The following is a 25,041-nucleotide window of genomic DNA, read 5'->3' as shown; positions in this document are numbered from 1 at the left end:
CGCCCAGTAGAAGATCGTCCAGGAGCCGAGCCAGGACGGATCGGAGAAGGCCCCGGTGCGGGAGGACATGAAGACCAGCCGGCCAGCGCCACGACGGCCAGGGCGGGCACCCGACCGGCCGCGCCGGCGAGCAGGAGCAGCGCGACGGCGGCGAGGACGAGGGTGTCCGGCAGTGCGGGACGGGGGATGGACGCGCGTTGCGGGTACGCGAGGGGCACGGCGGTCGCCTTCGTGAGGGGGCACGGGCGGTGCGACGGTGCGGGGCCGCGGACCCGGGGTTGGTCCACTGCCCATCAGTCGCCAACGAGCGGACCACGAAGTCGGTGACGCCGAGTCGACAGTGATCCCCGTCACCGACGCTCGGGTCCACGCCGGTGCCGCCCGGCGCGTACCGGGGCCGGCGGGGGTGGGATCATCGGGGGGTGAGCAGTTCCGACACCGTCCACTTCCGGCACAACCAGGCCATCCTGGCCGCCGCGATCGTCGCCTTCTTCGGCGCCCTGCCGGTGGCCGGCGCCCGGTGGTACCTGCTGCCGGTGCTGCTCGTCCCGCTCGCCGTCACGGTGTGGGCGTGGCGGGCCGGCACCGACGCGGACGCCCGCGAGCTGCGCCTGCGGGCGCTGGTCGGGCAGCGCCGGATCAGCTGGGACCGGGTCGTCGAGCTGGCCGCCGACCCGCGCGGCCGAGCGGTCGCCCGGCTCGACGACGGCCAGCGCGTCACGCTGCCGGCCGTACGCGGCACCGACCTGCCCAGGCTGATCTCGGCCACCGGCCAGAGCCTGCCCGGCGCGACCGGCTGAGCACCGTCGCGCCGGCACCGCTCAGTAGCCGTCCACCACCGTGTTGATCAGCGGCTCGCCGGCGGCGAACCGGCGGACCTGGTCGCCGACCAGCCGGTACGCGCGCGGCAGCAGGCCGCGCACCGATCCGGCCACGTGCGGGGTGAGCAGCACGTTCGGCATCGTCCACAGCTCGTGGTCGGCGGGCAGCGGCTCGGGGTCGGTGACGTCCAGCGCGGCCGAGATCCGGCCGGTACGCAGCTCGGCGACCAGCGCCTCGGTCCGGGCCACCGGCCCACGGGCGGCGTTGACCAGCAGCGCGCCGTCCCGCATGGCGGCGAGGAACTTCTCGTCCACCAGCCCCCGGGTGTGCTCGGTCAGCGGCACCAGCAGCACCACCACGTCGGCCTCGGGGAGCAGCCCCGGCAGCTCCGCCACGCCGTGCACGCCCTGCTCCGGGCGGGCCGTCCGGGCCACCAGCGTGAAGCTCACCTCGAACGGCGCGAGCCGGTCGCGTACCGCCGTGCCGATCGAGCCCGCCCCGACGATCAGCACCCGCTTGCCGGTCAGCTCGTCGGTGGGGGCCACCTCGTCGTACGCCCAGTCGCGCCGGGCCTGCGCCCGGGCGAGGGCGGGGAAGGCGCGCAGCTGGGAGAGGATCGCCGCGACCACCCACTCGGCGGTGGACGGGTCGTGCACCCCCCTGGCGTCGCAGAGCGTCACGCCGGGCGTGACCCGGCCGGCCCACGCGTCCGCCCCGGCGGAGAGGAGCTGCACCACCGCCAGGTCGGGCAGCTCGCCCAGCAGGGCGGTGGCGTCCCCGCCGGCGAGGAAGGGCGGCACCCAGAACCGGACGCCGGCAGTCTCCGAGGGGAGCCGGGAGACGTCCTCGGCCACCTCGACCGTGACCTCCGGCGGCAGCTCACCGAGGAGCGTCCGGCCGGCCTGGTGCGGGATCCATACCTTCACGCCCGCCGACGATAGCCCCCGGCGGTGGCGTACGCCGGGCGGGGCGGCTCCCGACACCCGGACGGCCCCCGCCCGACGCGGGCGAGTGACCAGGGCGACGGTCCGGCGACCGCGTCGATTCCGGTCCGGAGGGGGTATAAGGGAGGACCGGAGTGCCGGTCGGCCTCCATCGGCACGGACAGGTGGTCGATGACCGAAGGCTCCCGCGACGACGCCCCGGAGCGTGCCGACCCGATCTCGGCGCTCCGCGATCCCGATCGGCTGCGCTCCCTCGCCGAGACCCGGCTGTCGGCCGCCCCCGACGAGGCGTTCGACCGGTTCGCCCGGCTGGTCGGGGACCTGCTCGACGTGCCGGTCGCGCTGGTCTCCCTGGTCGACGCCGAGCGCCAGTTCTTCCCCGGCGAGGTGGGCCTGGCCCCACCGTGGGCCGACCGGCGGCAGACCCCGCTGAGCCACTCGTTCTGCCAGCACGTCGTCGGCCTCGGCACCCCGATGGTGCTGCCGGACGCCCGGCTCCACCCCGCCCTGCGGGACAACCTCGCCGTGCCCGAGCTGGGCGTGGTGGCGTACGCCGGGATGCCGCTGACCGACCTGGAGGGACACGTCCTCGGGTCGCTCTGCGCGATCGACGACAAGCCGCGCGACTGGACCGCCGAGCAGCTACGGACGCTCGCCGACCTGGCCGCCGCCTGCTCCTCGGAGCTGCGGCTGCGGATCGCGCTGGAGGGCGCCGAGCAGGCCCGGCGGCGCGCGGAGGAGGCCAACGGGCGGCTGGAGCTGCTGGCCGGGCTGGCGGGGACCCTGGCCGGGACGCTCGACGTGGCCACCGCGCTGCGCCACCTGCGCGACACGATGGTGCCGCTGCTGGCCGACTGGTCGCTGGTGACCCTGGTCGGGCCCGACGGGGCGCCACGCGACGTGACCGCCGCGCACCGCGACCCGTCCCGCGCCCCGGACGTCGCCCGCTTCGCCGAGCTGATGCGCACGGGGCTGAGCCCCGACTCGATCACCCGGGCGGTGCTGCGCACCGGCCGGCCCGTACTGGCCGCCGCGGCCACCCTCGACGACGTGCGCCGGGGCGCGATCGGCCCGGAGATGCCGGAACTCGCCGCCCGCCTCGGCTTCTCCTCGCACCTCAGCGTGCCGATCACCGACGCCGGGCGGGTGCTGGGCTGCATCACCCTGATCAACGGCCGGCAGCGGCGCGACTTCGACGACAGCGACCTGCTCATCGCGGAGGACATCGGCCGCCGGGCCGGTCAGGCGATCGGCAACAGCCGGATGTACGGCGAACAGCGGCACGTCGCGCACGTGCTGCAACACAGCATGCTGCCGGAACTGCCGGTCACCCGGGACCTCGAACTGGCCGCCCGCTACCAGCCGGCGGCGGACCGGGTCGAGGTCGGCGGCGACTGGTACGACGCCTTCCGTCAGCCCGGCGGGGAGTTGATCGCGGCGATCGGCGACGTGGCCGGGCACGACATCGAGGCCGCCGCGACCATGGGACAGCTGCGCAACCTCGTCCGGGGCAACGCGTACGGCCGGCCCGACGCGGTCGGCGAGCTGATGAGCCGCCTGGACGAGACGATCCGCGGGCTGCGCATCCCCGCCGCGGCCACCGCGACCCTGGTGCGGCTGCACGCCGACGACGCCGGCGGCCAGCGGGTCACCTGGTGCAACGCGGGCCACCCCGCGCCGCTCGTGGTCCGGGCCGGCGGCACGGTGGAGGTGCTCGCCGGGACGCCGGAGCCGCTGCTCGGGCTGAACCGTCCGGTGCGGCGGACCAGCCGGCACGCCCACCTGGCCGCCGGGGACACCCTGCTGCTCTACACCGACGGCCTCATCGAGCGACGGGACCGGTCCATCGACGAGGGGATGGCCGAGCTGGTCGCCCGGCTGGGCGGTACGGACCGGCTGCCGCTGGGCGAGTTCTGCGACCTGCTGCTGACCGCCGCGCCCCACCGGGAGGACGACGTCGCGCTGCTGGCCGTCCGGGCGATCTGACCACCCCACGGAGTCGGTCCGATCCGTCGACCCCGGTGGGACGTTCCGGCGGGCTACCCTGGGCCGGGTGAGCGCCCGTCCCCCGTACCCCCGCACCCACCGTCTCCGGACGGCCCTGGCGGCCTCGTGCGCGGCGCTGCTGCTGGCGACCGCCGGTTGCAGCCTCGGCGAGCCGGAGCCCGACCCGGCCGGTGAGCCGCCTACCTTCCCGACACCGTCGGCGACGGCGAGCCCCGGCGGCGCCGGCCAGGAGGTCGTCACCACCGTGCTGGCCAAGGGCCTGCGGGTGCCGTGGGGGATCGCCTTCCTGCCCGACGGCGCCGCGCTGGTCACCGAGCGCGACAACGGCCGGATCCTGCGGGTCGGCCCCGAGTCGGGGCCCGACGGGCTGAAGGTCACCCCGGTGCAGACCATCGCCGACGTGGCGGCCTCCGGCGAGGGCGGGCTGATGGGCATCGCCGTCTCGCCCGACTACCAGCGCGACAAGTCGGTCTTCGTCTACTACACGACCGAGCGGGACAACCGGATCGCCCGGCTGGAGCTGGGCGGCACGCCGGCCCCGATCCTCACCGGCATCCCCAAGGCCGGCATCCACAACGGCGGCGGCCTGGCCTTCGGCCCGGACGGCCTGCTCTACGCGAGCACCGGCGACGCCGGCGACCGGCCGCAGGCGCAGGACGCCAAGCGCCTCGGCGGCAAGATCCTGCGGATCACGAAGGACGGCAAGCCGGCGCCCGGCAACCCGTTCCCGAACTCCCCCGTGTGGTCGCTGGGCCACCGCAACGTCCAGGGCATCGCCTGGGACGCCGGCAAGCGGATGTACGCCGTGGAGTTCGGCCAGAACACCTGGGACGAGATCAACCAGGTCACCAAGGGGCGCAACTACGGATGGCCGACGGTCGAGGGGCGCGGCGACGACAAGCGCTTCGTCAACCCCGTCGCCCAGTGGCCGACGTCGGACGCGTCCTGCTCCGGGCTGACCGCCGTGGACCGGCTGCTCGTCACCGCGTGCCTGCGCGGCAAGCGACTCTGGCTGGTCGAGCTGACCGACACCGGCACCGTGCTCGGCCAGCCGCGCGAGCTGCTGACCGACCGCTTCGGGCGGCTGCGTGCCGTGGCCGCCGCTCCCGACGGCTCGATCTGGGTGAGCACCTCCAACCACGACGGGCGGGGCCAGCCGCAACCCGAGGACGACCGGCTGCTGCGGCTGGTCTTCGCGGGCGGCGGAGCCGGCCGGAGCTGACGCACCGGCTCGTCCGGGTTTCCCAAGATCCTTCAGTGGGCAGGTCAGAATCTCACCATGGACGGCCAGGAGAACGAACAGCACGCGAACCGGGGCGAGGACGCCCCGGCGACCGGTCCCGCCCCGCGCCCGGCGCTGCGGCGGGGTGGCGCCGACCGGACCGGCCGGCGAGCCCTCCGCGCGACCGGGTGGACCCTGGCGGTCCTCGTCGTCGCCCTGGTCGGCGTGGTGATCGGCGTGCTCGCCGGCGGCCGGGTCAGCACGGACATCGGCCCGTTCCAGGCCGACCTCACGGTCGCGCCGGCGCTGGGCGGCGGCACCACCGTCGACATCCCGCCGCTGGGCGCGCTGCTGCTCGACAGCCACGACGGGCCGACCCACCTGACGGTGGAGCTGGGCGCGCTGGACCAGAGCCGCACGGAGGCGCTGCTCGACGATCCGGCGAGCATCAACCGGGCCAGCCAGTCGGCCGTCGACGACGTCCGCGAGGGCGTGCTGCGCCTCGGCCTGCGGACGCTCGCCTCGACGGTGCTGGTCACCCTGCTGCTGGCGCTGCTGCTCTTCCGCGACACCCGCCGGGCGGCCTGGGCGGGCGGGTTGGCGCTGGTGATCACCGCGACCAGCCTCGGCACCGCCGCGACCACCATCCGGCCGGAGTCGATCGAGGAGCCGCGCTATGAGGGGCTGCTGGTCAACGCCCCCGCGATCGTCGGTGACGCCCGGCGGATCGCGAACGACTACACCCGGTACGCCGAGCAGCTCCAGCGCATCGTCGGCAACGTCAGCCAGCTCTACACCACCGTGTCGTCGCTGCCGGTCTACGAGCCCGCCCCCGGCACGACCCGCGTGCTGCACGTCTCCGACATGCACCTCAACCCGACCGGCTGGCAGCTCATCCGCACCGTCGTCGAGCAGTTCGGCATCGACGTGGTGATCGACACCGGGGACATCACCGACTGGGGCTCCGAGCCGGAGGCTTCGTACGTCGGCTCGATCGGCCTGCTCAGAAAGCCGTACGTCTACATCCGGGGCAACCACGACTCGGGGCGGACCGCGGCGGCCGTGGCCCGCCAGCCGAACGCGATCGTGCTGAGCAACACGACCACCACCGTCGCGGGGCTGACCATCGCCGGCATCGGCGACCCGCGCTTCACCCCCGACAAGAACACCTCGCCGGCGGGCAGCGGGCTCACCCAGCAGACCGCGGACCAGCTCATCGGCGTCGGCGACCAGCTCGCGGCCACCGTACGCAGCTCGCCGCGCCCGGTGAACATCGCGCTGGTGCACGACCCGGCCTCCGCCGGACCCCTGTCGGGCGCGTGCCCGCTGGTGCTCGCCGGGCACACCCACGCCCGGCAGGTCTCGAAGCTGCCCGAGGTGCCCGGGAAGGGGCCCACCCAGCTGATGGTGCAGGGGTCCACGGGCGGCGCCGGCCTGCGCGGCCTGGAGGGCGAGAAGCCCACCCCGCTGTCGATGACGGTGCTCTACTTCGACAAGGACAAGCTGCTCCAGGCGTACGACGACATCACCGTCGGCGGCACGGGGCAGGCGCAGGTGAACCTGGAGCGGCACGTCGTGGAGGACCCGAAGGCCGGCGCTCCCGTCCCGGTCACCCCCACCCCGACCCGCTGACCGCCGCCGGTGTCGACCCGGCACGCCCTGAACGCCACGCGTGGGATCGCGCCCCGCCTGACCGCCGCGCCTTTGACTGCCCTGCCCCTGATCGCCCGGCCTTGGTCCCCGAGTCGTCGCGCACGCCGACGTGGCCGCGGTCGTGATGCTGGCCATCGACGGCATCGAGCGGTTGTTCCTGGCCGTCACCGCGCCGCCGTCCGCCAGCTGCGGCCGTCACCTTCAGTAAGCGACCTCGTTCGGGGCCGACCGCACCCTCGGACGCTTTGCTCTGCAGCCACGGATGCACCAGTGACTGACAGCAGCGATCCGCTGTCGGCATTCACCGGGCGTGATTTGCGCCGTAGCTGGTCAGAGGCATGGTGCATCCGTGGGTGCAGAGCAAAGGGCGCAAGCGGCACTGCCGCACCTCCCGCTCGCTGTCACACTCCGTCACACAGGGCCTGAATTACTGTCGGTAATCAGCTCCGCGATCATCGGCTGGCCCTGCGCCGGATGACCGTAGGAGGCCTTGACGCTCCTCGGCGATGGCTCGAGCGTCTCGCAGCACAAGGCTGGGGACCGGGTCCCGGCCGCCCTCCTGCACCCACGCCGCAGGCCCGTCCAGCCGCCGCCGTCCACCCGCAACCGCGCCCAGCAGCTGCAACCGCCGCCCTGCCGGCCATGCGTAAGCAACGGACGACCCTCCGTGCCAGGCCCCGTGGTGCCGGACGCCCGCGCGGCGGGTGACGGGCCGCGACAGGCTCCTGCGGGTCAGGGCAGGGTCAGCGCAGGGACAGGGCCGCGAGGGCGGCGTTGACGATGCTGCCGGGCAGCAGGTCGTGCAGGTCGTACAGCTCGTGGACGCTGCCGGACTGGCCGAACTCGTCCACGCCCAGCGGCACCGCCGGGGCGGCGAGCGCCGACCCGAGCCAGGCCATGGCGTGCGAGGCGGCGTCGTGCACCGTCACCACCGGCACCCGGTCCACGAACGCCGAGCGCAGCGCGCCCGGCACGCTCGGCACGGTGGCCGTGCGTACGCCCTGGCGCAGCGTGCGCTGCCAGGCCCGGTAGAGCCGGTCCAGCGAGGTGACGTCGACGACGTGCGCGGCGATGCCCTCCTCGGCCAGTTCCGCCGCCGCGGCGAGCACCTCGGGCAGCACCGCGCCGGAGGCGGCGAGCTGCACCACGGGGGCGTCGGCCAGGTGCGGGTACGCCTCGTGGGCGTCCACCAGCCGGTACGCCCCGGCGACCGCCTGCCGGCGCAGCACCGCGTCGCCGAGCCGGGCCCGCGCCGCCTCGAAGGGCGCCTGGTCGATCGGGCGGGTGCTGAGCCGGAAGTAGTACGCCCCGTCCTCGGCGGGAGCGGCGGTCGCCGACGGGGCGGCCCCGCCGGCGATCTGTCCCAGGGCGTCGCAGAGCAGCCAGTCCAGGGTGGCCGCGTACGCGGGTTCGAGGAACGTCACCCCGGGCAGCTCCAGGCCCACCGAGGCGGTGATGGTCGACTGGTGGGCGCCGCCCTCCGGGGCGAGCGTGATGCCCGACGGGGTGCCGGCGACCACGAACCGGGAGCCGGAGTAGGTGCCATAGAGGAACGCGTCCAGGCCACGCAGCACGAACGGGTCGTAGACCGTGCCGACCGGCAGCAGCGGCTGCGCCGACAGGTCCCAGGCGAGGCCGAGCTGCCCGAGCAGCAGGAACAGGTTCATCTCCGAGATGCCCAGCTCGATGTGCTGCCCGGCGGGGCTCTCCGTCCAGCGCAGCATCCGGTCCTCGGTCCAGGACCGCTGCTCGGTCGGGGCGAAGACGCCGGTCTTGTTGATGAACCCGGCCAGGTTGGTGGAGGTCGCCACGTCCGGCGCGGTGGTCACCAGGTAGCGGCCCACCTCCGGGTTGCGGGCCAGCTCGACCAGCACCCGGCCGAAGACCTCCTGCGTCGAGATCGGCTTGTTCGCGCGTACCCGCGTCGTGTCCGGAACGGTGACGCCCAGCGCCCGCTCGCGGGGCGCGCGGGACAGCGCCTCCCGGCGCTCGCCGGCCCGGATGCCGGCCTCCGACGCCGGCTCCAGGCGGTCCCACTCGGTCTCGCGCGTCAGCCCGTGGGCGGTGCGCAGCGCGTCGACCTGCTCGGCGGTGAGCAGCGCCGAGTGGTTACGCGGATTGCCGGCGATCGGCAGACCCCACCCCTTGACGGTGTACGCGAAGACCACGCTGGGTCGGTCGGTGACCGCGTCGCACTGGGCGTACGCGTCGAGCATCGCCGCCATGTCGTGCCCGCCCAGGTCGGTGACGAGCGGCCCCAACTCGTCGTCGCCGACGTCGGCGATGAACGCCTCGATGCCGTCGGGCGCGCCGTCGAGGAACTGCTTGCGCAGCGCCGCGCCGGTGAGCCCGAACAGCGACTGGTACTGCTCGTTGGGCATCGCGTCGATCCAGTCGCGCAGCGCCTCGCCGCCCGGCCGGGCGTACGCCTCGGCGAGCCGGCGGCCGTACTTGACCTCCACCACGTGCCAGCCGGCGGCCTCGAACTGGCCCCGCCACTGGTTGATCCGCACCCCGGGCACCACCCGGTCCAGCGACTGCCGGTTGAAGTCGACCAGCCACGTCACGTTGCCCAGCCCGGTGGTGGCCGGGTCGGCGACGGCCTCCCAGATGTTGCCCTCGTCCAGCTCGGCGTCGCCGATCAGCGCGACGAACCGGGAGTGCGGGCGGGCGCCGAAGTGCGCGTCGACGTAACGGCGGGTCGCGGCGGCGAAGAGCGGCGCCGCGGCGCCGAGCCCGACGGAGCCGGTGGAGAAGTCGACCTCGTCGGGGTCCTTCGTCCGCGACGGGTACGACTGGAGCCCGCCCCGGGCGCGCAGCGTCGTCAGGTAGGAGCGGTCGAGGTTGCCCAGCAGGTACTGGATGGCATGGAAGACAGGCGAGGCGTGCGGCTTGACCGCCACCCGGTCCTCGGCGTCGAGGTGCGCGAACCACAGCGCCGTCATGGCGGTGACCAGCGATGCGCTGGACGCCTGGTGCCCGCCGACCTTCACCCCGTCGCCGGTGTCCCGGTCGTGGTTGGCGGCGTCCACGATCCGGGTCGCGAGCCAGAGCACCCGCTGCTGGATCTCGTCGAGGACGTCGAGGTCGGTACGGTTCACGGTCGACTCCAGGGGTCCGGCAGTCACCGTTGACGGCCGGTCGGGGGCGGGCGGGCTGCGCGGCGTGCACAGCCGCCGCGCACGACGGACGCACGCGGCGGCTCAGGTTGTCAGGAAGGGCACCTTCCTATACGGGAAAACGTCAGGAAGGTGCCCTTCCTCACCGGTCAGGCGGAGAGGCGCTCCAGGATCAGCTCGCGGACGGTCTTGGCGTCGGCCTGGCCACGGGTGGTCTTCATGACCGCGCCGACCAGGGCTCCCGCCGCGGCGACCTTGCCGCTGCGGATCTTCTCGGCGATGTCCGGGTTGGCGGCGATCGCCTCGTCCACGGCGGCGGTGAGCGCGCCCGTGTCGGAGACGACCTCCAGGCCCCGGTTGGTCATGATCTGCGTCGGCGAGCCCTCGCCGGCCACCACGCCCTCCAGGACGGTACGGGCCAGCTTGTCATTGAGCTTGCCGGCGTCGACCAGGCCCTGGAGCTCGGCGACCTGGCTCGGGGTGGCCCCGATGTCGGCCAGCTCCACGCCGGTCTCGTTGGCCCGCCGCGACAGCTCGCCCAGCCACCACTTACGGGCGGCGGCCGGGGTGGCGCCGGCGGCGACCGTGGCCTCGATCAGCTCCACGGCGCCGGCGTTGAGCACCGACTGCATGTCCGCGTCGGAGAGGCCCCACTGCTCCTGGAGCCGCCGGCGGTGCAGCCGGGGCAGCTCGGGCAGGGCGGCCTTCAGCTCGGCGACCCAGGCGGTGTCCGGCGCCAGCGGCACCAGGTCGGGCTCCGGGAAGTACCGGTAGTCGGTCGCGGTCTCCTTGGAGCGGCCCGGCGTGGTGTCGCCGGTGTCCTCGTGGAAGTGCCGGGTCTCCTGGGTGATCCGGCCGCCCGCGTCGAGGACGGACGCCTGCCGGATGATCTCCGACCGGACCGCCCGCTCGACCGAGCGCAGCGAGTTGACGTTCTTGGTCTCCGTCCGGGTGCCCCACTCCTCGCCGGGCAGGTTGAGGGAGGTGTTCACGTCGCAGCGCAGCGACCCCTCCTCCATCCGCACGTCGGAGACGCCCAGCGAGCGGATCACGTCGCGCAGCTCGGTGACGTACGCGCGGGCCACCTCGGGGGCGAGCGCACCGGTGCCGGGGACCGGCTTGGTGACGATCTCCACCAGCGGGATGCCGGCCCGGTTGTAGTCGACGAGCGACTCGGTGGCGCCGTGGATGCGACCGGTGGCGCCGCCGACGTGCAGCGTCTTGCCGGTGTCCTCCTCCAGGTGCACCCGCTCGATGCCGATGCGCACCAGCTCGCCGTTCACCTCGACGTCCAGGTAGCCCTCGAAGCACAGCGGCTCGTCGTACTGGCTGATCTGGAAGTCCTTCGGCATGTCCGGGTAGAAGTAGTTCTTCCGCGCGAACCGGCACCACTCGGCGATCGAGCAGTTCAGCGCCAGGCCGATCCGGATGGTCGCCTCGATGGCGGCCCGGTTGGCGACCGGCAGCGAGCCGGGCAGGCCCAGGCAGACCGGGCAGACCCGGGTGTTCGGCTCGCCGCCGAAGTCCGTCGGGCAGCCGCAGAACATCTTGGTGTTCGTGCCCAGCTCGACGTGGGTCTCCAGGCCGATCACCGGTTCGTAGCGCGCGACTACCTCGTCGTACGCGGGCAGTGTCGTCGTCATCTGAGCTCCTGCCTCACAGTGCCGGTGGGGTGAACGTGCCGACGGCGCTCTCCAGCGCGGCGGCGACCCGGTACATCCGGTCGTCGGCCATCGTCGGGGCCATGATCTGGAAGCCGACCGGCAGCCCGTCGGAGAGCCCGCACGGCACCGAGATGCCCGGCCCGCCGTACAGGTTCGTCGGGATGGTGAACAGGTCGGCCAGGTACATCTGGTACGGGTCGGCGGTGCGCGCCCCGAGCGGGAACGCGACGAACGGGGTGGTCGGCGAGATCAGCGCGTCGACCTGCTCGAACGCCGAGGTGAAGTCCCGGGTGATGAGGGTACGGACCTTCTGCGCCTGCCCGTAGTAGGCGTCGTAGTAGCCCGACGAGAGCGCGTACGTGCCGATCATGATCCGGCGCTTGACCTCGGCGCCGAAGCCGGCCTCCCGGGTCAGCGACATGACCTCCTCCAGCGACCGGTTGCCGTCGTCGCCGACCCGCAGGCCGAAGCGGACGCCGTCGAACCGGGCCAGGTTGGAGGAGGCCTCGCTCGGGGCGATCAGGTAGTACGCCGGCAGCGCGTAGCGGAAGTGGGGGCAGGACACCTCGACGATCTCGGCGCCCAGCTTGGCCAGCGCGTCGACCGACTCGCGGAACGCCGCCATCACGCCCGGCTCGGCGCCCTCGGCGGCGAACTCGGTGACGATGCCGAGCTTCACGCCCGTCAGGTCGCCGGTCGCGCCGAGCCTGGCGGCGGCCACCACGTCCGGCACGGGCTGCGGGATCGAGGTGGAGTCGCGCGGGTCGTGCCCGCCGATCACCTCGTGCAGCAGCGCGGCGTCCAGCACCGTACGGGCGCACGGCCCGGGGGTGTCCAGGGAGGACGAGAACGCCACCAGGCCGTAGCGGGAGGTGCCGCCGTAGGTGGGCTTCGCGCCGACGGTGCCGGTGACCGCGCCGGGCTGGCGGATCGAGCCGCCGGTGTCGGAGCCGATCGCCAGCGGCGCCTCGTACGCGGCCAGCGCCGCGGAGCTGCCGCCGCCCGAGCCGCCCGGGATGCGGCTCAGGTCCCACGGGTTGTGCGTCGGCCCGTACGCCGAGTATTCCGTGGAGGAGCCCATCGCGAACTCGTCCATGTTGGTCTTGCCGAGCATCACCGTGCCGGCGGCGCGCAGCCGCTGCACGATCGTCGAGTCGTACGGCGGGCGCCAGCCCTCCAGGATCTTCGACCCGACGGTGGTCGGCACGCCCTTGGTGGTCAGCACGTCCTTGACGGCGACCGGCACGCCGGCCAGCGGGCCCAGCTCCTCGCCTGCGGCGCGGCGGGCGTCGACCTCGGCGGCGGCGGCGAGCGCGCCCTCGGTGTCGACGTGCAGGAACGCGTTCACCCGGTCGTCGACGGCGGCGATCCGGTCCAGGTGCGCCCGGGTCACCTCGACGGCGGAGGCCTCACCGGAGGCGACGAGCCCGGCGATCTCCGTCGCGGTCAGTCTGGTCACATCGCTCATGACGCCACATCCTCGTCCAGGATCCGCGGTACGCGGAACCGCTGCTCCTCGGCGTCGGGCGCACCCGACAGCGCCTCCTGCGGGGTCAACCCGGGCACCACGACGTCGTCGCGCAGGACGTTGGTCAGCGGCACCGAGTGCGACGTCGGCGGGATGTCCGCCGCGGTGACCTCGCCGACCTGCGCGACCGCCTGGAGGATCACGTCGAGCTGGCCGGCGAAGGTGTCCAGCTCCTCCTCCGTGACGGCTAGCCGCGACAGTCGCGCCAGGTGCGCGACCTCCTCGCGGGAGATGGCGGCCATCGGTGCCCCCTTCGTGACGGTGCTGCGGGTCGGACCGGGTGTCGGCCGCGCGGCCGAGATGCGTGACGCGCGGTGACCGGAGCGAGTCTATTGTTCCGCCCCGGCGGCGCGTCCCCGACTCCCCCTCCGGCGCGGCGGGGCGCCCCCAACTCCCCCTCCGGGCCCGCGCCGCCGGACCGCCGGCCGGGACACGACGCGACCGACGCGACGGGGCGTCGTGTGCCGACGGCCGCGCCGCTCGGGACGGGTGGCTCAGCGGGCGTGCCGGCGGGGGATCTCCGCGTCGGGGCTGGGCGTCGGGCGGACCGGCCGGTAGCGGGCCAGCCAGCCGACCAGCTCCTCGGCCGGCATCGGGCGGGCGTAGAACCAGCCCTGTGCCGCGTCGCAGCCCGCCGCGTGCAGCATGCGCCAGGTGCGCTCGTCCTCGACGCCCTCGGCGACCACTCGCAGCCCGAGCGCCTTCGCCAGCTCGATCGTCGACTTGACGATCGCCGCGTCGTCGGCGTCCTCGACCATCCCCAGCACGAAGGAACGGTCCACCTTCACCTCGGACAGCGGCAGCCGTCGCAGGTGCTGCAGGGAGGAGTAGCCGGTGCCGAAGTCGTCCAGCGAGATGCCCACGCCGATCCGGTGCAGCCGGGTGATGGTGGCCAGCACCCGCCGAGGGTCGGCCATCAGGGCGCCCTCGGTGATCTCCAGTTGCAGCCGCTGCGGCGGCACGCCGTAGCGGGCGAGCCGGTCGGCGATCTGGTCGGCGATCTCCCCGGTGTGCAGGTCCCGCACGCTGACGTTGAGCGCCGCCGGCAGGCCCATCCCGGCGGCCGACCACTTGGCGAGCTGTTCCACCACGTCGTCCACCACCCGGCGGGTGAGCAGCCGCATCACCGCGCTCTGCTCGGCGACCCGGATCAGCTCCTCCGGGTCCACCATCCCCCGGCGGGGGTGCCGCCAGCGCAGCAGCGCCTCCACGCCGACCACCTCGCCGGTCGCGATGGCGACCTGCGGCTGGTAGTACATGGTGATCTCGCCCGCGTCGATGGCCGCAGCAGTGTCCGCGTCCCGCCGGCCGGCCGCGTCGTGCCGGGCACCGCGCCGGCCCGTCGGGGCGCGGTCGCCGCCGCGATCCCCCGCGCCGTCGTCGACGGGCGGCCCCTGCCGGCGTACGACCGCGCCGCCCTGCCCGCCGGGGTGCCCGGCGCCGTTGCGGCGGCCGGGACCGTCGCCCCGGTCGGGGCCGGTCTCCCCCGCCGCCATCGTCCGGCGGCGGATCGGGTCCGCGGCGGTCACGATCCGGTTGATCAGCTCGTCGCCGGGCGGCGGACCGGGCCGCTCCCGGCGACGGCGCAGCCGCCAGCGGCCGGAGCTGGGCGTGAGGCCGGCGACGTCGGCCGGGAGTTCGGCCCCGTCCCCGCCCCGCGCGCCGCCGGCCCGCCCGTCACCCCGCAGCCGGCCGCCCGGCGTCGCCGGGACGGCCACCGCCCCGTCGCCCGGGGCGCCGGCACCGTCCCCGGCGGGCGGGGCGGTCTCGGGACGGCCCGCCTCCAGCACCCGGCGCAGGTCCGCGAGCAGGCCGAGCCGCTCGGCGGAGTTGTGGTCGGACTCGGCCGCGTAGATCGCCACGGTGTCGTTGCGGTGCTTGGCGTCGTACATCGCCACGTCGGCGTGGCGCATCAGGGTCGCGAAGTCCTCGCCGTGCTCCGGGAAGAGCGCGATGCCGATCGAGCCGCCCACGTCGAGCGGCAACCCGTCCAGCGACACCGGCTCGGCCAGCGCCCGGACCACCCGGCCGGCGAGCTCCCGTGCCTCGTCGACGTCGGTCAGGCCGGTCATCACGATGGCGAACTCGTCCCCGCCCAGCCGGGCGACCATGCCCTCGCCGACCACGTCGGTCAGCCGCGCGCTCACCTCGACCAGCAGCCGGTCCCCCACCGCGTGCCCGAGCGCGTCGTTGACGTTCTTGAAGCGGTCGAGGTCGATCAGGAGCAGGGCCAGCCGGGCGGCGGGCTCGCCGCGGGCAGCCCGTTCGGAGTGCACGTGCACCTGCTCGCCGACCTCGGCCAGCAACGCCTTGCGGTTGGGCAGGCCGGTGAGCGGGTCCAGCGAGGCGAGCTGCTGCTGCTCGACGCTGAGCCGGGCCATCCGGTAGACGGCGAACAGCGGCACCAGCACCAGCGGGATCAGCGCCGCGCTGGCCCGCGCCGCCGCGACCAGCACCGGAGCGAGCAGCAGCAACGAGCCGGTGGAGAGCAGCTCGAAGCCCAGCCCCTGCCGCAGGCTGGGCCACCACCGGTCGCCGAAGCGCAGCCGGACGGCCGCGCTGACCAGCGCGTAGTTGACGGCGAACCAGGCCACCGTGGCGCCGCCCACCGCCAGCACGTCCGTGCCGCGCAGCCGGCCGCCGTCGAAGATGCTCCCGGGCCCCAGCCAGGTGACCGCGTACGCGGCGCCGAGGGCTGCCGCGTACTGGGCGGCGTTGAAGGCGGTCCGCCACGGGGCGTGGCCCATCCGCCAGCCGGAGACGACGACTGCCACCGCCTGCACCAGGACCGCCGGGCCGAACCCCCAGCCGAGCAGGATGGCGAAGGTGAAGCAGGTGGACGGGAAGACCGCGGAGGTCTGCCGGCGCCCGGGCGGGACGAACGGGCGCGCGTCGCAGCCGACGGCCAGGGCCGCCATCACCCAGAACGCCACAGGCAGCCGCGGCAGTTCGGCGGGGAGGTCGAGCAGCGGGCGTACGCAGAGCACCGCCGCCAGCGCGGACACCGACCAGACGAAGGCGAAGAACGGGCGTGCCCGGCCAGGCGGAACGGAGTTTCGCGAGTCCGCGGACTCCATCACACCTCCCGAGGGCTCGGTCCACGGGCGTGACCGGTCGCACGCCGTGCCACCAATGAAACGCCCTCCGTGTCGTAATGCCCGGCACGACAGTCGCGAATCGGTCGTAGTCGTAATTAAGTTGGTATCTCGACCGGGCGCCCCCGCGTCGCGGCCCGGTCAGTCGGCCCCCGTCCTGCCTGCCCCGCCGGGTCGGTGGCCGCTTCCGCCCGGTCGTCACTCCTCGGTGCGGGCGACCTCCCGGGCGGCCTCCGGGCCGGCGTCGAGCAGCACCCGGAAGCCGTCCTCGTCCAGCACCGGCACCTTCAGGCTGGCCGCCTTGTCGGCCTTCGAGCCGGGATTCTCGCCCACCACGACGAAGGAGGTCTTCTTGGAGACGGACCCGCTGACCTTGCCGCCCCGGCTCTGGATCGCCTCGGACGCCTGGTCGCGGCTGAACCCGGGCAGCGTGCCGGTCACCACGACGGTGAGCCCCTCCAGGGGACGCGGCCCCTCGTCGACCGCCTCCTCCGCCATCCGTACGCCGGCCTCGCGCCACTTGCGGACCACCTCGCGGTGCCAGTCGACGGCGAACCACTCCCGGATGCTCGCCGCGATCGTCGGCCCGACGCCGTCGACCGAGGAGAGCTCCTCCTCGCCGGCCCGGTCGATCGCCTCGATGGAGCGGAAGTGCCGGGCGAGCGCCTGCGCGGCGGTGGGGCCGACGTGCCGGATGGACAGGCCCACCAGCACCCGCCACAGGTCGCGTTCCCTGGCCACGGCCAGGTTGTCGAGCAGCTTGACGGCGTTGCTGCCGAGCGTGCCGTCCTTGTTGACGAAGAAGGGCGAGCGGGACAGCTGCTTCTCGTCCAACGAGAACAGGTCGCCCTCGTCGGTGATGACCTGGGCGTCGAGCAGCGCCGCCGCGCCCTTGTGGCCGAGCGCCTCGATGTCGAACACCTTGCGGCCGGCGAGGTGGTAGACCCGCTCGCGCAGCTGACCGGGACAGGTGCGCGAGTTGGGGCAGCGGATGTCGACGTCCGCCTCCTTCGCCGGCGCGAGCGGCGTGCCGCAGGCCGGGCAGGTGGTGGGCATGACGAACGGCCGGGCGTCGGCGGGGCGCAGGTCGACCACCGGGCCGAGCACCTCGGGGATCACGTCGCCGGCCTTGCGCAGCACCACGGTGTCGCCGATCAGGACGCCCTTGCGTTCGACCTCCCGGGCGTTGTGCAGGGTGGCGTAGGCGACGGTGGAGCCGGCCACCTTGACCGGCTGGAGGACGGCACGCGGCGTGACCCGGCCGGTGCGTCCGACCTCGACGTCGATGTCGAGCAGCTTCGTGTTCACCTCCTCCGGCGGATATTTGAAGGCGATCGCCCAGCGTGGCGCCCGGCTGGTCGAGCCGAGCCGACCCTGGATGGAGACCGGGTCGACCTTGACCACCACGCCGTCGATCTCGTGCTCGACGTCGTGCCGGTGCTCGGCGTAGTGGGCGATGTATTCCGCGACACCGGCCAGGTCGGGCACCACCCGCCAGCGGTCACTGGTCGGCAGCCCCCACGCCTTCAACGCCGCGTAGGACTCGGACTGCGTCACCGGCTGGAAGCCGCGGCGGGCGCCGATGCCGTGCACCACCAGGCGCAGCGGCCGGGAGGCGGTGACCCGTGGGTCCTTCTGGCGCAGGCTGCCGGCGGCGGCGTTGCGCGGGTTGGCGAACGGCGGCTTGCCCTGCTCGACCAGCCCGGCGTTGAGGTCGGCGAAGGCCGCCACCGGGAAGTAGATCTCGCCCCGGACCTCGACGAACTCGGGCACGTCGCCGAACTCGGCCGACGTGGCGAGCTGGCCCGGCACGTCGCGGATGCTGCGCACGTTGGCGGTGACGTCCTCGCCGGTGCGGCCGTCGCCCCGGGTCGCCGCCCGGACCAGCCGCCCGCGCTCGTAGGTCAGGTTGATGGCGAGCCCGTCGACCTTCAGCTCGCACAGGTAGGGCACCGACCCGCCCGCGTCGCGCTCGACCCGCTCGGCCCAGGCCGCCAGCTCCTCGTCGGCGAAGGCGTTGTCGAGCGAGAGCATCCGCTCGGCGTGGGCGACGGGGGTGAAGTCGGTGGAGAAGGTGCCGCCGACCCGCTGCGTCGGCGACTCGGGGGTGCGCAGCGCCGGGAACTGCTCCTCCAGCGCCTCCAGCTCCCGCAGCTGCCGGTCGAACTCGGCGTCGGGGATGGTCGGCGCGTCCAGCACGTAGTAGCGGTACTGGTGCTCCGTCAGCTCCTGGCTGAGCGTGGCGTGCCGTTCCCGGGCGTCGGGGGTCGGTTCAGCGCCGGCGGCCGCCTCCTGTGCCGGAGTGACCTGCTGGGCGATGGTTTCCTCGGACACCGTGCGACCTCCCGTGATTCCGCTACCTCGGCACCGTATCGGTCCGGTGGGACAATCCGCCGGCCGCCCGTCGCGCCCGACCGGCGCGGGGGCCCCCGCCGTGCGAGGATCGCCGGACGGCGGGGCCGCAGGGGTCCGATCCGCTCCGCCGTCGAACCCGCGGCGTCCGCGCCGCGCCCACTGACCAGGCGGGGGTACGGATGCCGGAATGGCTGCTCTGGGCGGCGGTGATCGTGCTGGCCGTGGCCGCCGGCTGGGCGTGGAACGACCGGCGGAGGGGCGGCCGTGACGCCGCTCCGCGTCCGCCCCGCCGACCGGGCACCCGGCCCGGCCGCCGGAGGCCGTCGGGCGGTCCCGGCCGGTCCACCGCGCCGCCCCGACCGCGTACCGCCGAACGGTCCCCCGCCGGGGCGCCGCGTCCCGGCGAGATCTGGTGGGCCGACGTGCCGTACGCCGACGGCACCGGCTCGAAGGTGCGGCCCTGCCTGGTGCTGCGGGCCGACGACGGGGGCGCCGACGTCCTGAAGATCACCAGTCAGGACAAGAGCGCCCGCGACGACCACGTCCGCATCCCTACCCGCGAGTGGGACCCCGACGCCGACCACGACAGCTTCGTCGACCTGGCCGAGCCGGCGCACGTCCCGCTCGCCGATTTCTCCCGCCGTGCCGGCGACTGCGACCCCGCCCTGTGGCGGCGCATCCGCCGCCTCCCCCACCTGCCGGGCGCCTGACCCGCGCCGAACGGGCGACCGTGCCGGGTGCCTGACCGCGCCGGAGCGACCCTGCCGGGTGCCTGACCCGCGTTGGAGCGTGGCCGCCGGCGACGGCCCGCTATCCCGGGCCGACCGCGCCGCCCGCGCCGGCCGCCCGGTAGCTGCGCGGGTCAGTCCCAGGCGCGGGCCAGGGTGGTGAGCTGGTCGGCGTACTCGATGCGGGCGGCCCACGGGGCGGGCCAGGCCGCCATGCCCAGCGCGGTGCCGACGAAGGCGCCGGCCAGCGCGGCGATCGAGTCGGAGTCGCCGGCGGTGGTGGCGCCCCGGGCCAGCGCCGCCACCGGGTCGTCGGCGTGCCGGATGGCGCAGAACAGGGCCGTGGCCAGCGCCTCCTCGGCGATCCAGCCCTCGCCGGTGTGCCGGCACGGGTCGCCGCCGTCGTCCGGGCCGGCGAGCGCGGCGTCGAGGCGGCCGAGGACCGCAAGGCACTCGTCCCAGCCCCGGGCGATGAAGTCCTCCGGCGCGTCCACGCCGGGGCGCTGCCACAGGTCGCCGAGCCAGTCGGCGCGGTAGACCCGCCGCTGGTCGCGGGCCCGGTCGACGAGCAGCCGGGGCAGCTCCGCCAGCGCCGCGCCGTCGCGCAGCAGCCGCACCGCGTACGCGGTCAGCTCGCTGGCCGCGAGGCCGGTCGGGTGGCCGTGGGTCAGCCCCGCCTGGAGCTGGGCCAGCCCGGCGAGGGTGTCGAGGTCGACGTCGACCAGGCCGACCGGGGTGACCCGCATGTTGGCCCCGCAGCCCTTCGAGCCGGCCACCGTCGCCTCCTGCCAGCGCACCCCGCGCTCCAGTTCGGCGCAGGCCCGCAGGCAGGTCATGCCCGGCGCCCGGTTGTTCTCCGGGCTGGCCGCCCAGTCGAGGAAACGCCTCCGCAGCAGCGGCTCGACCGCCTCCGGGGTCGGCGCCGGCGCGTCGTGCAGCGCCCAGCCGACCGCCAGCGCCATCTGCGTGTCGTCGGTCACCAGCGCCGGATCGCCGGCGAGGTCGCGCGGGCCGGCCGGCCCGTAGCGGCGAACGATCTCGGCGACGGTCAGGAACTCGGTCGGCTTGCCCAGCGCGTCACCGTAGGCGAGGCCGAAGAGGGAGCCGGCGGCCCGCCGGAGCGAGGTGTCGATCATTCCCGCGATCATGCCGCCCGCCCGCAACCCGCACCACTCGGCGCCGTCGCCGGCACCCGCCAACCGGCCGCGAGGGCGTGCCGGACCGCCCCGAGCGTGACGGGTCCGGGTCAGTCGGAGAAGACCAGGCAGAAGGGGTGACCGGCCGGGTCCGCGTAGACCCGGAAGTCGTCGCCCTCGCCGGGCAGCCGCCGCGCGCCGAGCTCCAGCACCCGCTTCTCGGCCGCCTCCACGTCCGCCACCTGCACGTCCAGGTGGAACTGCTGGGGGCGCTCCGGGTCGGGCCACGCCGGCGGGCGCAGGTCGGGGGCCTTCTGGCAAACGTCAGTCCTCGGCGAGCCGCCGACCCGCGTCCCGGCAGGCGGCGAGCACCGCGCGCGCGTACTGCCCGGTGGCGTTGGCGAGGCCGCAGGCCGGGGTCACCACGACCTGCTCGGCGAGCTGGCGGCGGGGGAACCCGAGGCGGTCCCAGAGCTGGCGTACGCGATCGGCGACCTGCGCCGAGGTCGGCGCGCGACCGGCGGCCGACGGCCCGGTGGGCACGGCGCCGGCCAGCAGCCCGAGCCCCGCGTCGATCGCCTCGCCCAGCGGATCCAGGTCGGTGACCAGGCCGAGGTCGAGGGCCACGCCCACGGCTCCGGTCGAGCGGACCAGCTCCAGCGGCACGTCCGGCGCGCAGCAGTGCACCACCGTCGGCACCCCGGCCGCCTTGACGACCGTACGCAGCAGCGACGCGGCGACGCTCGGATCCACGGCCCGGTACGCGCCGAGCCCGCTCTCGGTGGGCACCCGCCCGGCGAGCACCGTCGGCAGCGACGGCTCGTCGAGCTGGAGCAGCACGGTGGCGCGCGGCAGCCGGCGGGCGACCGCCGCCACGTGCCCGCGCAGCCCCTCGGCGAGCGAGTTGGTGAGGTCGCGGACCGCGCCGGGGTCGCGCAGCATCCGGCCGCCGATCGGCAGCTCCAGGGAGGCGGCCAGGGTCAACGGGCCACCGGCCTGGATCTTGACCGGTCCCGCGTACTCCTCGGCCTGCTCCGCGAGCTGGTCGAGGTCGCGTTCCATCAGGTCCCGGGCGCGGCGGAGGTCCCGCCCCGGGCGCGGCGCGATCCGCCAGCGGGCGGCGTACAGCTCCACCGGCAGCTCGACCAGCAGGCCGGCGGTCCGGCCGATGAGGTCGGCGCCGGGGCCCCGGCCCGGCAGCTCCGGCAGGTGGGGCAGGGCGGGAAGCTCACCGAGGACGATCCGCTGCGCCTCGGCGATGTCGGTGCCGGGAAGCGAACCGATGCCGGTCGCCGCGCCGGCCGGCCAGGGCCACACCTGATCTGTCACGGCCGAAGACTATCCGGTACGCGGACGCCCACCGCCCGGCCGACCGGGACCGGACGGGGGCGACCTGCCGACGCCCGCGCCGGAGGCGCGCTCCCGGTCCCGGGTCAGCCGGCGATGGTGGCGGAGCCGAGCACGACGTCGCCGGCCGGGTCCGGCCGGTACGCCACCACGGCCTGGCCGGCGGCGACGCCACGGACGGGGCGGCGCAGCTCGGCGCGCAGCCCGTCGGCGGTCAGCTCGACCGTCGCCGGCACCACGTCCCCGTGCGCCCGCAGCTGCACCTCGCACTCCAGCGGCGCGTCGGGGCGCGGGCCGCCCGTCCACACCGGACGCTCGGCGCGCACCCGGGAGACCTCCAGCGCCTCGGCCGGGCCCACGGTCACGGTGTTGGTCTTCGGCGTGATGGAGAGCACGTAGCGGGGCCGACCGTCCGGCGCCGGACGGTCCAGGTGCAGGCCGCGCCGCTGCCCGACCGTGTACGCGTACGCGCCGGTGTGGCTGCCGACCACCGCGCCGGTGGCGGCGTCCACCACCTCGCCGGGCGCCTCGCCGAGCCGCTGGGCGAGGAAGCCGCGGGTGTCCCCGTCGGCGATGAAGCAGATGTCGTGCGAGTCCGGCTTGTCGGCCACCGCCAGCCCCCGCCGCGCGGCCTCCTCGCGGACCTGTGCCTTCGTCGAGTCCCCGAGCGGGAAGATCGACCGGTCCAGCTGCTCGCGGGTGAGCACCGCCAGCACGTACGACTGGTCCTTGGGCAGGTCGACGCTGCGACGCAGCAGGCCGTCCGCGCCGAGCCGGGCATGGTGGCCGGTGACCACGGCGTCGAAGCCCAGGGCCACGGCCCGGTCCAGCACCGCGGCAAACTTGATCTTCTCGTTGCAGCGCAGGCAGGGATTGGGCGTACGGCCGGCCGCGTACTCCGCGACGAAGTCGTCCACCACGTCGGCGTGGAAGCGGTCGGCCATGTCCCAGACGTAGAACGGGATGCCGATGACGTCGGCGGCCCGCCGGGCGTCCCGGGAGTCCTCCAGGGTGCAACAGCCGCGCGCGCCCGTGCGATAGGTCTGCGGGTTGCGGGCCAGCGCCAGGTGCACGCCGGTCACGTCGTGCCCCGCCTCGACGGCCCGCGCCGCCGCGACCGCCGAGTCGACCCCGCCCGACATCGCCGCCAACACCCTCACCGGCTCACTCCCTTCACCCCACCGACCCTATCCCCGCCCCACCCCCACCCACCCACCCCGCCCTCCGCCACGCTCTCCCACCCCGCTCTCCCACCCCGCTCTCCGCCCCCACCCACGCCCGCTCTCCCGTCCACCCGTTCTCCCGCCCGCCTCGTCGATCATGGAGTTGTGGCCATGGGCGAATGCCGCGAAAGGTCATGGTTCGGGCGCCACAACTGCATGATCGGCCCACGGGTGGGGCGGGCGCGGGGCGGGGTGGGAGGGGAGGGGGTCAGCGGGGGGTGCGGAGGGCGGCGGCGCGGCGGGCGCGCTCGACGGCGGCCGGGAGGGCGGCGATGAGGGCGTCGACGTCGGCGGAGGTGCTGGTGTGGCCGAGGGTGAAGCGCAGCGAGGAGCGGGCGCGGTCGTCGTCGGCGCCCATGGCGAGCAGCACGTGTGAGGGCTGGGCCACCCCGGCGGAGCAGGCGGAGCCGGTCGAACAGGCGATGCCCTGCGCGTCCAGCAGGAGCAGCAGGGCGTCGCCCTCGCAGCCGGGGAAGGAGAAGTGCGCGTTGCCCGGCAGCCGGTCGTTCGGGTCGCCGTTGAAGACGACCTCGGGCACCGCGTGCCGGACCCGCTCCACCAGGTCGTCGCGGAGCGCGGCGACGCGGGCCGCGTACTCCTGCTGGCCCTTGACCGCCGCCTCCACCGCGACCGCGAAGGCCACGATGCCGGCGGTGTCGAGGGTGCCGGAGCGCACGTCGCGCTCCTGGCCGCCGCCGTGCAGCAGCGGGGTGGCCGACACGTCGCGGGCGAGCAGCAGGGCGCCGACCCCGGCGGGACCGCCGAGCTTGTGCCCGGTGACGGTCAACGCGGCGACCCCGGCGGCGGAGAAGTCGACAGGCACCTGCCCGACCGCCTGGATCGCGTCGGTGTGGAACGGCACCCCGTGCTCGGCGGCGACCGCGGCCAGCTCGGCGACCGGCTGCACGGTGCCGACCTCGTTGTTGGCCCACATCGCGGTCACCACCGCGACCCGGTCGCCGTGGGCGGCCAGCTCGGCGCGCAGCTCGTCGGGGCTGAGCCGGCCGGCGGCGTCGACGGAGAGCCAGCCCACGCCGGCCCCCTCGTGGTCGACGAGCCAGTCCACCACGTCGAGCACGGCGTGGTGCTCGACGGCGCTGGAGACCACCCGGTCCCGCCGGGGGTCGGCGGACCGGCGGGCCCAGAAGATGCCCTTCACCGCGAGGTTGTCGCTCTCGGTCCCGCCGCCGGTGAAGACGACCTCGGAGGGCCGGGCGCCCAGCGCGGCGGCCACCCGCTCCCGCGACTCCTCCACCCGTCGCCGGGCACGGCGGCCCGCCGCGTGCAGTGAGGACGCGTTGCCGACCTCGCGGGCGGTGGCGACGTACGCCTCCAGTGCCTCGTCGAGCATCGGAGTGGTCGCCGCGTGATCCAGGTAAGCCATCACGGTTCAGCCTACGACCGCAGCCGGACCCGGCGGAGGCCGGAGTACGCCGTGCGGGGCCGGGGCGGGAGGCGTGCGCTTCCCGCCCCGGCCCGCGTCCGCGTGGAACCGGGGGTCCGGTCAGGCCGGCACGGCGGTGACCACGATGTTGTCGCGGTACCGGCGTGCCTCGGCGTCGAACGGCCCGCCGCAGGTGATCAGGGTCAGCCGGGGCTTGCCGTCCCGGGCGAAGTAGCGGTCGAGGGGGATCTTCGTCTTCCGGTACTCCTCCCGGGCGACGACCCGGTACTCCCTGCGGACGCCGTCGCCGCCGGTGGCGGTGAGGGTGTCGCCGCGATCCAGCTCGCGGAGCCGGAAGAAGGCGCCCTCGCCCTGGGTGGCGCTGTCCACGTGCCCGGCGACGACCACCGACCCGGCCTGCGCCTCCAGCCCGGGGCCGTGGCGGTACCAGCCGATCCGGTCCACGCTGGGCGGCACCTCGAACTCGCCTGTCGCGCCGTTGACGCCCACCGCGTCGACCGTGGCGGTGACGTCGATGGCCGGGATGACCAGCCGTACGGGCGGGACGGTCCGCGTACCGCCGGGCAGCCCGCCCCGGGTCACCGGCACCGACGGGCCGGCGGCCGGCGGGCTCGCGGCGGCGCCGGCCAGGTCGGCGGCCTCGGTGGCGCCGACGTCCCCGGCCGGCCGGGAGCCGCAGGCGACCACGGTCGCGACGGTGAGCGCGGTCACCCCGCACAAGCGGATCCAGCAGCTGCTCGACCGGCGGGCCAAGATGTCCGTCGAGGGCAACATCGACTGGGGCTTCGGCGAG

Annotated in this window: 18 protein-coding genes and 1 pseudogene; 5 read left to right on the top strand and 14 right to left on the bottom strand. The window is 75.0% G+C overall.

Going from position 1 to position 25,041, the window contains the following annotated elements:
- Positions 1 to 218: hypothetical protein (locus tag AB0B83_RS25500; protein WP_357580279.1), on the bottom strand; the 218-nt coding region annotated here is incomplete at its 3' end.
- 204 nt (positions 219 to 422) lie between these two features.
- Here AB0B83_RS25500 and AB0B83_RS25495 point away from each other — a divergent pair.
- Complete coding sequence (locus AB0B83_RS25495; protein ID WP_311411017.1) at positions 423 to 800, top strand: PH domain-containing protein; 378 nt, start codon at positions 423 to 425, stop codon at positions 798 to 800.
- A 21-nt stretch (positions 801 to 821) separates the two neighbouring features.
- Here AB0B83_RS25495 and AB0B83_RS25490 read toward each other — a convergent pair whose 3' ends face one another.
- Positions 822 to 1,748 (bottom strand): 2-hydroxyacid dehydrogenase, encoded by a 927-nt coding sequence (locus AB0B83_RS25490; protein WP_357580278.1) that lies wholly within the window; start codon positions 1,746 to 1,748, stop codon positions 822 to 824.
- Positions 1,749 to 1,937: 189 nt separating this feature from the next.
- On the opposite strand from AB0B83_RS25490, the gene AB0B83_RS25485 reads away from it, so the two are divergent.
- The 3 genes from AB0B83_RS25485 to AB0B83_RS25475 all read left to right on the top strand — a co-directional run bounded on the left by AB0B83_RS25485 (position 1,938) and on the right by AB0B83_RS25475 (position 6,627).
- Complete coding sequence (locus tag AB0B83_RS25485) at positions 1,938 to 3,752, top strand: SpoIIE family protein phosphatase (RefSeq protein ID WP_357580277.1); 1,815 nt, start codon at positions 1,938 to 1,940, stop codon at positions 3,750 to 3,752.
- Between the two features lie 67 nt (positions 3,753 to 3,819).
- Positions 3,820 to 4,995: a PQQ-dependent sugar dehydrogenase gene (locus AB0B83_RS25480; protein ID WP_357580276.1), complete on the top strand. Its 1,176-nt coding sequence runs from the start codon at positions 3,820 to 3,822 to the stop codon at positions 4,993 to 4,995.
- 57 nt (positions 4,996 to 5,052) lie between these two features.
- Positions 5,053 to 6,627 (top strand): metallophosphoesterase, encoded by a 1,575-nt coding sequence (locus AB0B83_RS25475; protein WP_357580275.1) that lies wholly within the window; start codon positions 5,053 to 5,055, stop codon positions 6,625 to 6,627.
- Positions 6,628 to 7,391: 764 nt separating this feature from the next.
- Here the strand turns inward: AB0B83_RS25475 and AB0B83_RS25470 are convergent.
- The 6 genes from AB0B83_RS25470 to ligA all read right to left on the bottom strand — a co-directional run bounded on the left by AB0B83_RS25470 (position 7,392) and on the right by ligA (position 18,388).
- The gene (locus AB0B83_RS25470) at positions 7,392 to 9,749 is read right to left on the bottom strand and encodes a pyruvate dehydrogenase (protein ID WP_357580274.1); all 2,358 of its coding nucleotides are present in this window, start codon (positions 9,747 to 9,749) and stop codon (positions 7,392 to 7,394) included.
- Positions 9,750 to 9,916: 167 nt separating this feature from the next.
- On the bottom strand, positions 9,917 to 11,410 hold the full coding sequence (gatB, locus tag AB0B83_RS25465; RefSeq protein WP_132232514.1) for an Asp-tRNA(Asn)/Glu-tRNA(Gln) amidotransferase subunit GatB: 1,494 nt from the start codon (positions 11,408 to 11,410) through the stop codon (positions 9,917 to 9,919).
- Between the two features lie 13 nt (positions 11,411 to 11,423).
- The gene (gatA, locus tag AB0B83_RS25460; protein WP_357580273.1) at positions 11,424 to 12,899 is read right to left on the bottom strand and encodes an Asp-tRNA(Asn)/Glu-tRNA(Gln) amidotransferase subunit GatA; all 1,476 of its coding nucleotides are present in this window, start codon (positions 12,897 to 12,899) and stop codon (positions 11,424 to 11,426) included.
- Complete coding sequence (gatC, locus tag AB0B83_RS25455; RefSeq protein ID WP_121396190.1) at positions 12,896 to 13,201, bottom strand: Asp-tRNA(Asn)/Glu-tRNA(Gln) amidotransferase subunit GatC; 306 nt, start codon at positions 13,199 to 13,201, stop codon at positions 12,896 to 12,898. Before gatC ends, gatA begins: the two co-directional genes overlap by 4 nt.
- A 252-nt stretch (positions 13,202 to 13,453) precedes the next feature.
- The gene (locus AB0B83_RS25450; RefSeq protein ID WP_357580272.1) at positions 13,454 to 16,036 is read right to left on the bottom strand and encodes a bifunctional diguanylate cyclase/phosphodiesterase; all 2,583 of its coding nucleotides are present in this window, start codon (positions 16,034 to 16,036) and stop codon (positions 13,454 to 13,456) included.
- Positions 16,037 to 16,252: 216 nt separating this feature from the next.
- Complete coding sequence (ligA, locus tag AB0B83_RS25445) at positions 16,253 to 18,388, bottom strand: NAD-dependent DNA ligase LigA (RefSeq protein WP_357580271.1); 2,136 nt, start codon at positions 18,386 to 18,388, stop codon at positions 16,253 to 16,255.
- A gap of 200 nt (positions 18,389 to 18,588) precedes the next feature.
- Here ligA and AB0B83_RS25440 point away from each other — a divergent pair, with 200 nt between their 5' ends.
- Entirely contained in the window at positions 18,589 to 19,119 is a 531-nt protein-coding gene (locus tag AB0B83_RS25440) for a type II toxin-antitoxin system PemK/MazF family toxin (protein WP_357580270.1), read from the top strand.
- A 152-nt stretch (positions 19,120 to 19,271) separates the two neighbouring features.
- On the opposite strand, the gene AB0B83_RS25435 is transcribed toward AB0B83_RS25440, so the two are convergent.
- The 6 genes and pseudogenes from AB0B83_RS25435 to AB0B83_RS25410 form a co-directional block, all read right to left on the bottom strand.
- The gene (locus tag AB0B83_RS25435) at positions 19,272 to 20,273 is read right to left on the bottom strand and encodes an ADP-ribosylglycohydrolase family protein (protein WP_357580269.1); all 1,002 of its coding nucleotides are present in this window, start codon (positions 20,271 to 20,273) and stop codon (positions 19,272 to 19,274) included.
- A gap of 110 nt (positions 20,274 to 20,383) precedes the next feature.
- Positions 20,384 to 20,581: pseudogene (locus AB0B83_RS25430) on the bottom strand (VOC family protein); the annotation flags it as partial.
- A 16-nt stretch (positions 20,582 to 20,597) separates the two neighbouring features.
- The gene (locus AB0B83_RS25425; RefSeq protein ID WP_357580268.1) at positions 20,598 to 21,602 is read right to left on the bottom strand and encodes a methionine synthase; all 1,005 of its coding nucleotides are present in this window, start codon (positions 21,600 to 21,602) and stop codon (positions 20,598 to 20,600) included.
- A 104-nt stretch (positions 21,603 to 21,706) separates the two neighbouring features.
- Positions 21,707 to 22,780, bottom strand: coding sequence for a tRNA 2-thiouridine(34) synthase MnmA (gene mnmA, locus AB0B83_RS25420; RefSeq protein ID WP_132232496.1), 1,074 nt, complete (start codon positions 22,778 to 22,780; stop codon positions 21,707 to 21,709).
- Positions 22,781 to 23,051: 271 nt separating this feature from the next.
- Entirely contained in the window at positions 23,052 to 24,227 is a 1,176-nt protein-coding gene (locus AB0B83_RS25415) for a cysteine desulfurase family protein (protein WP_357580267.1), read from the bottom strand.
- A 120-nt stretch (positions 24,228 to 24,347) separates the two neighbouring features.
- Positions 24,348 to 25,022 (bottom strand): class F sortase, encoded by a 675-nt coding sequence (locus tag AB0B83_RS25410; protein ID WP_357580280.1) that lies wholly within the window; start codon positions 25,020 to 25,022, stop codon positions 24,348 to 24,350.
- Positions 25,023 to 25,041 lie beyond the last annotated feature (19 nt).

Origin of the sequence: Micromonospora sp. NPDC049060, from assembly GCF_040649055.1 — a bacterium.
In the GTDB taxonomy this organism is placed as follows: domain Bacteria; phylum Actinomycetota; class Actinomycetes; order Mycobacteriales; family Micromonosporaceae; genus Micromonospora; species Micromonospora reichwaldensis.
Note: the sequence above shows the minus strand (reverse complement) of the source record. Positions and strands in the feature narration are given on the sequence as shown.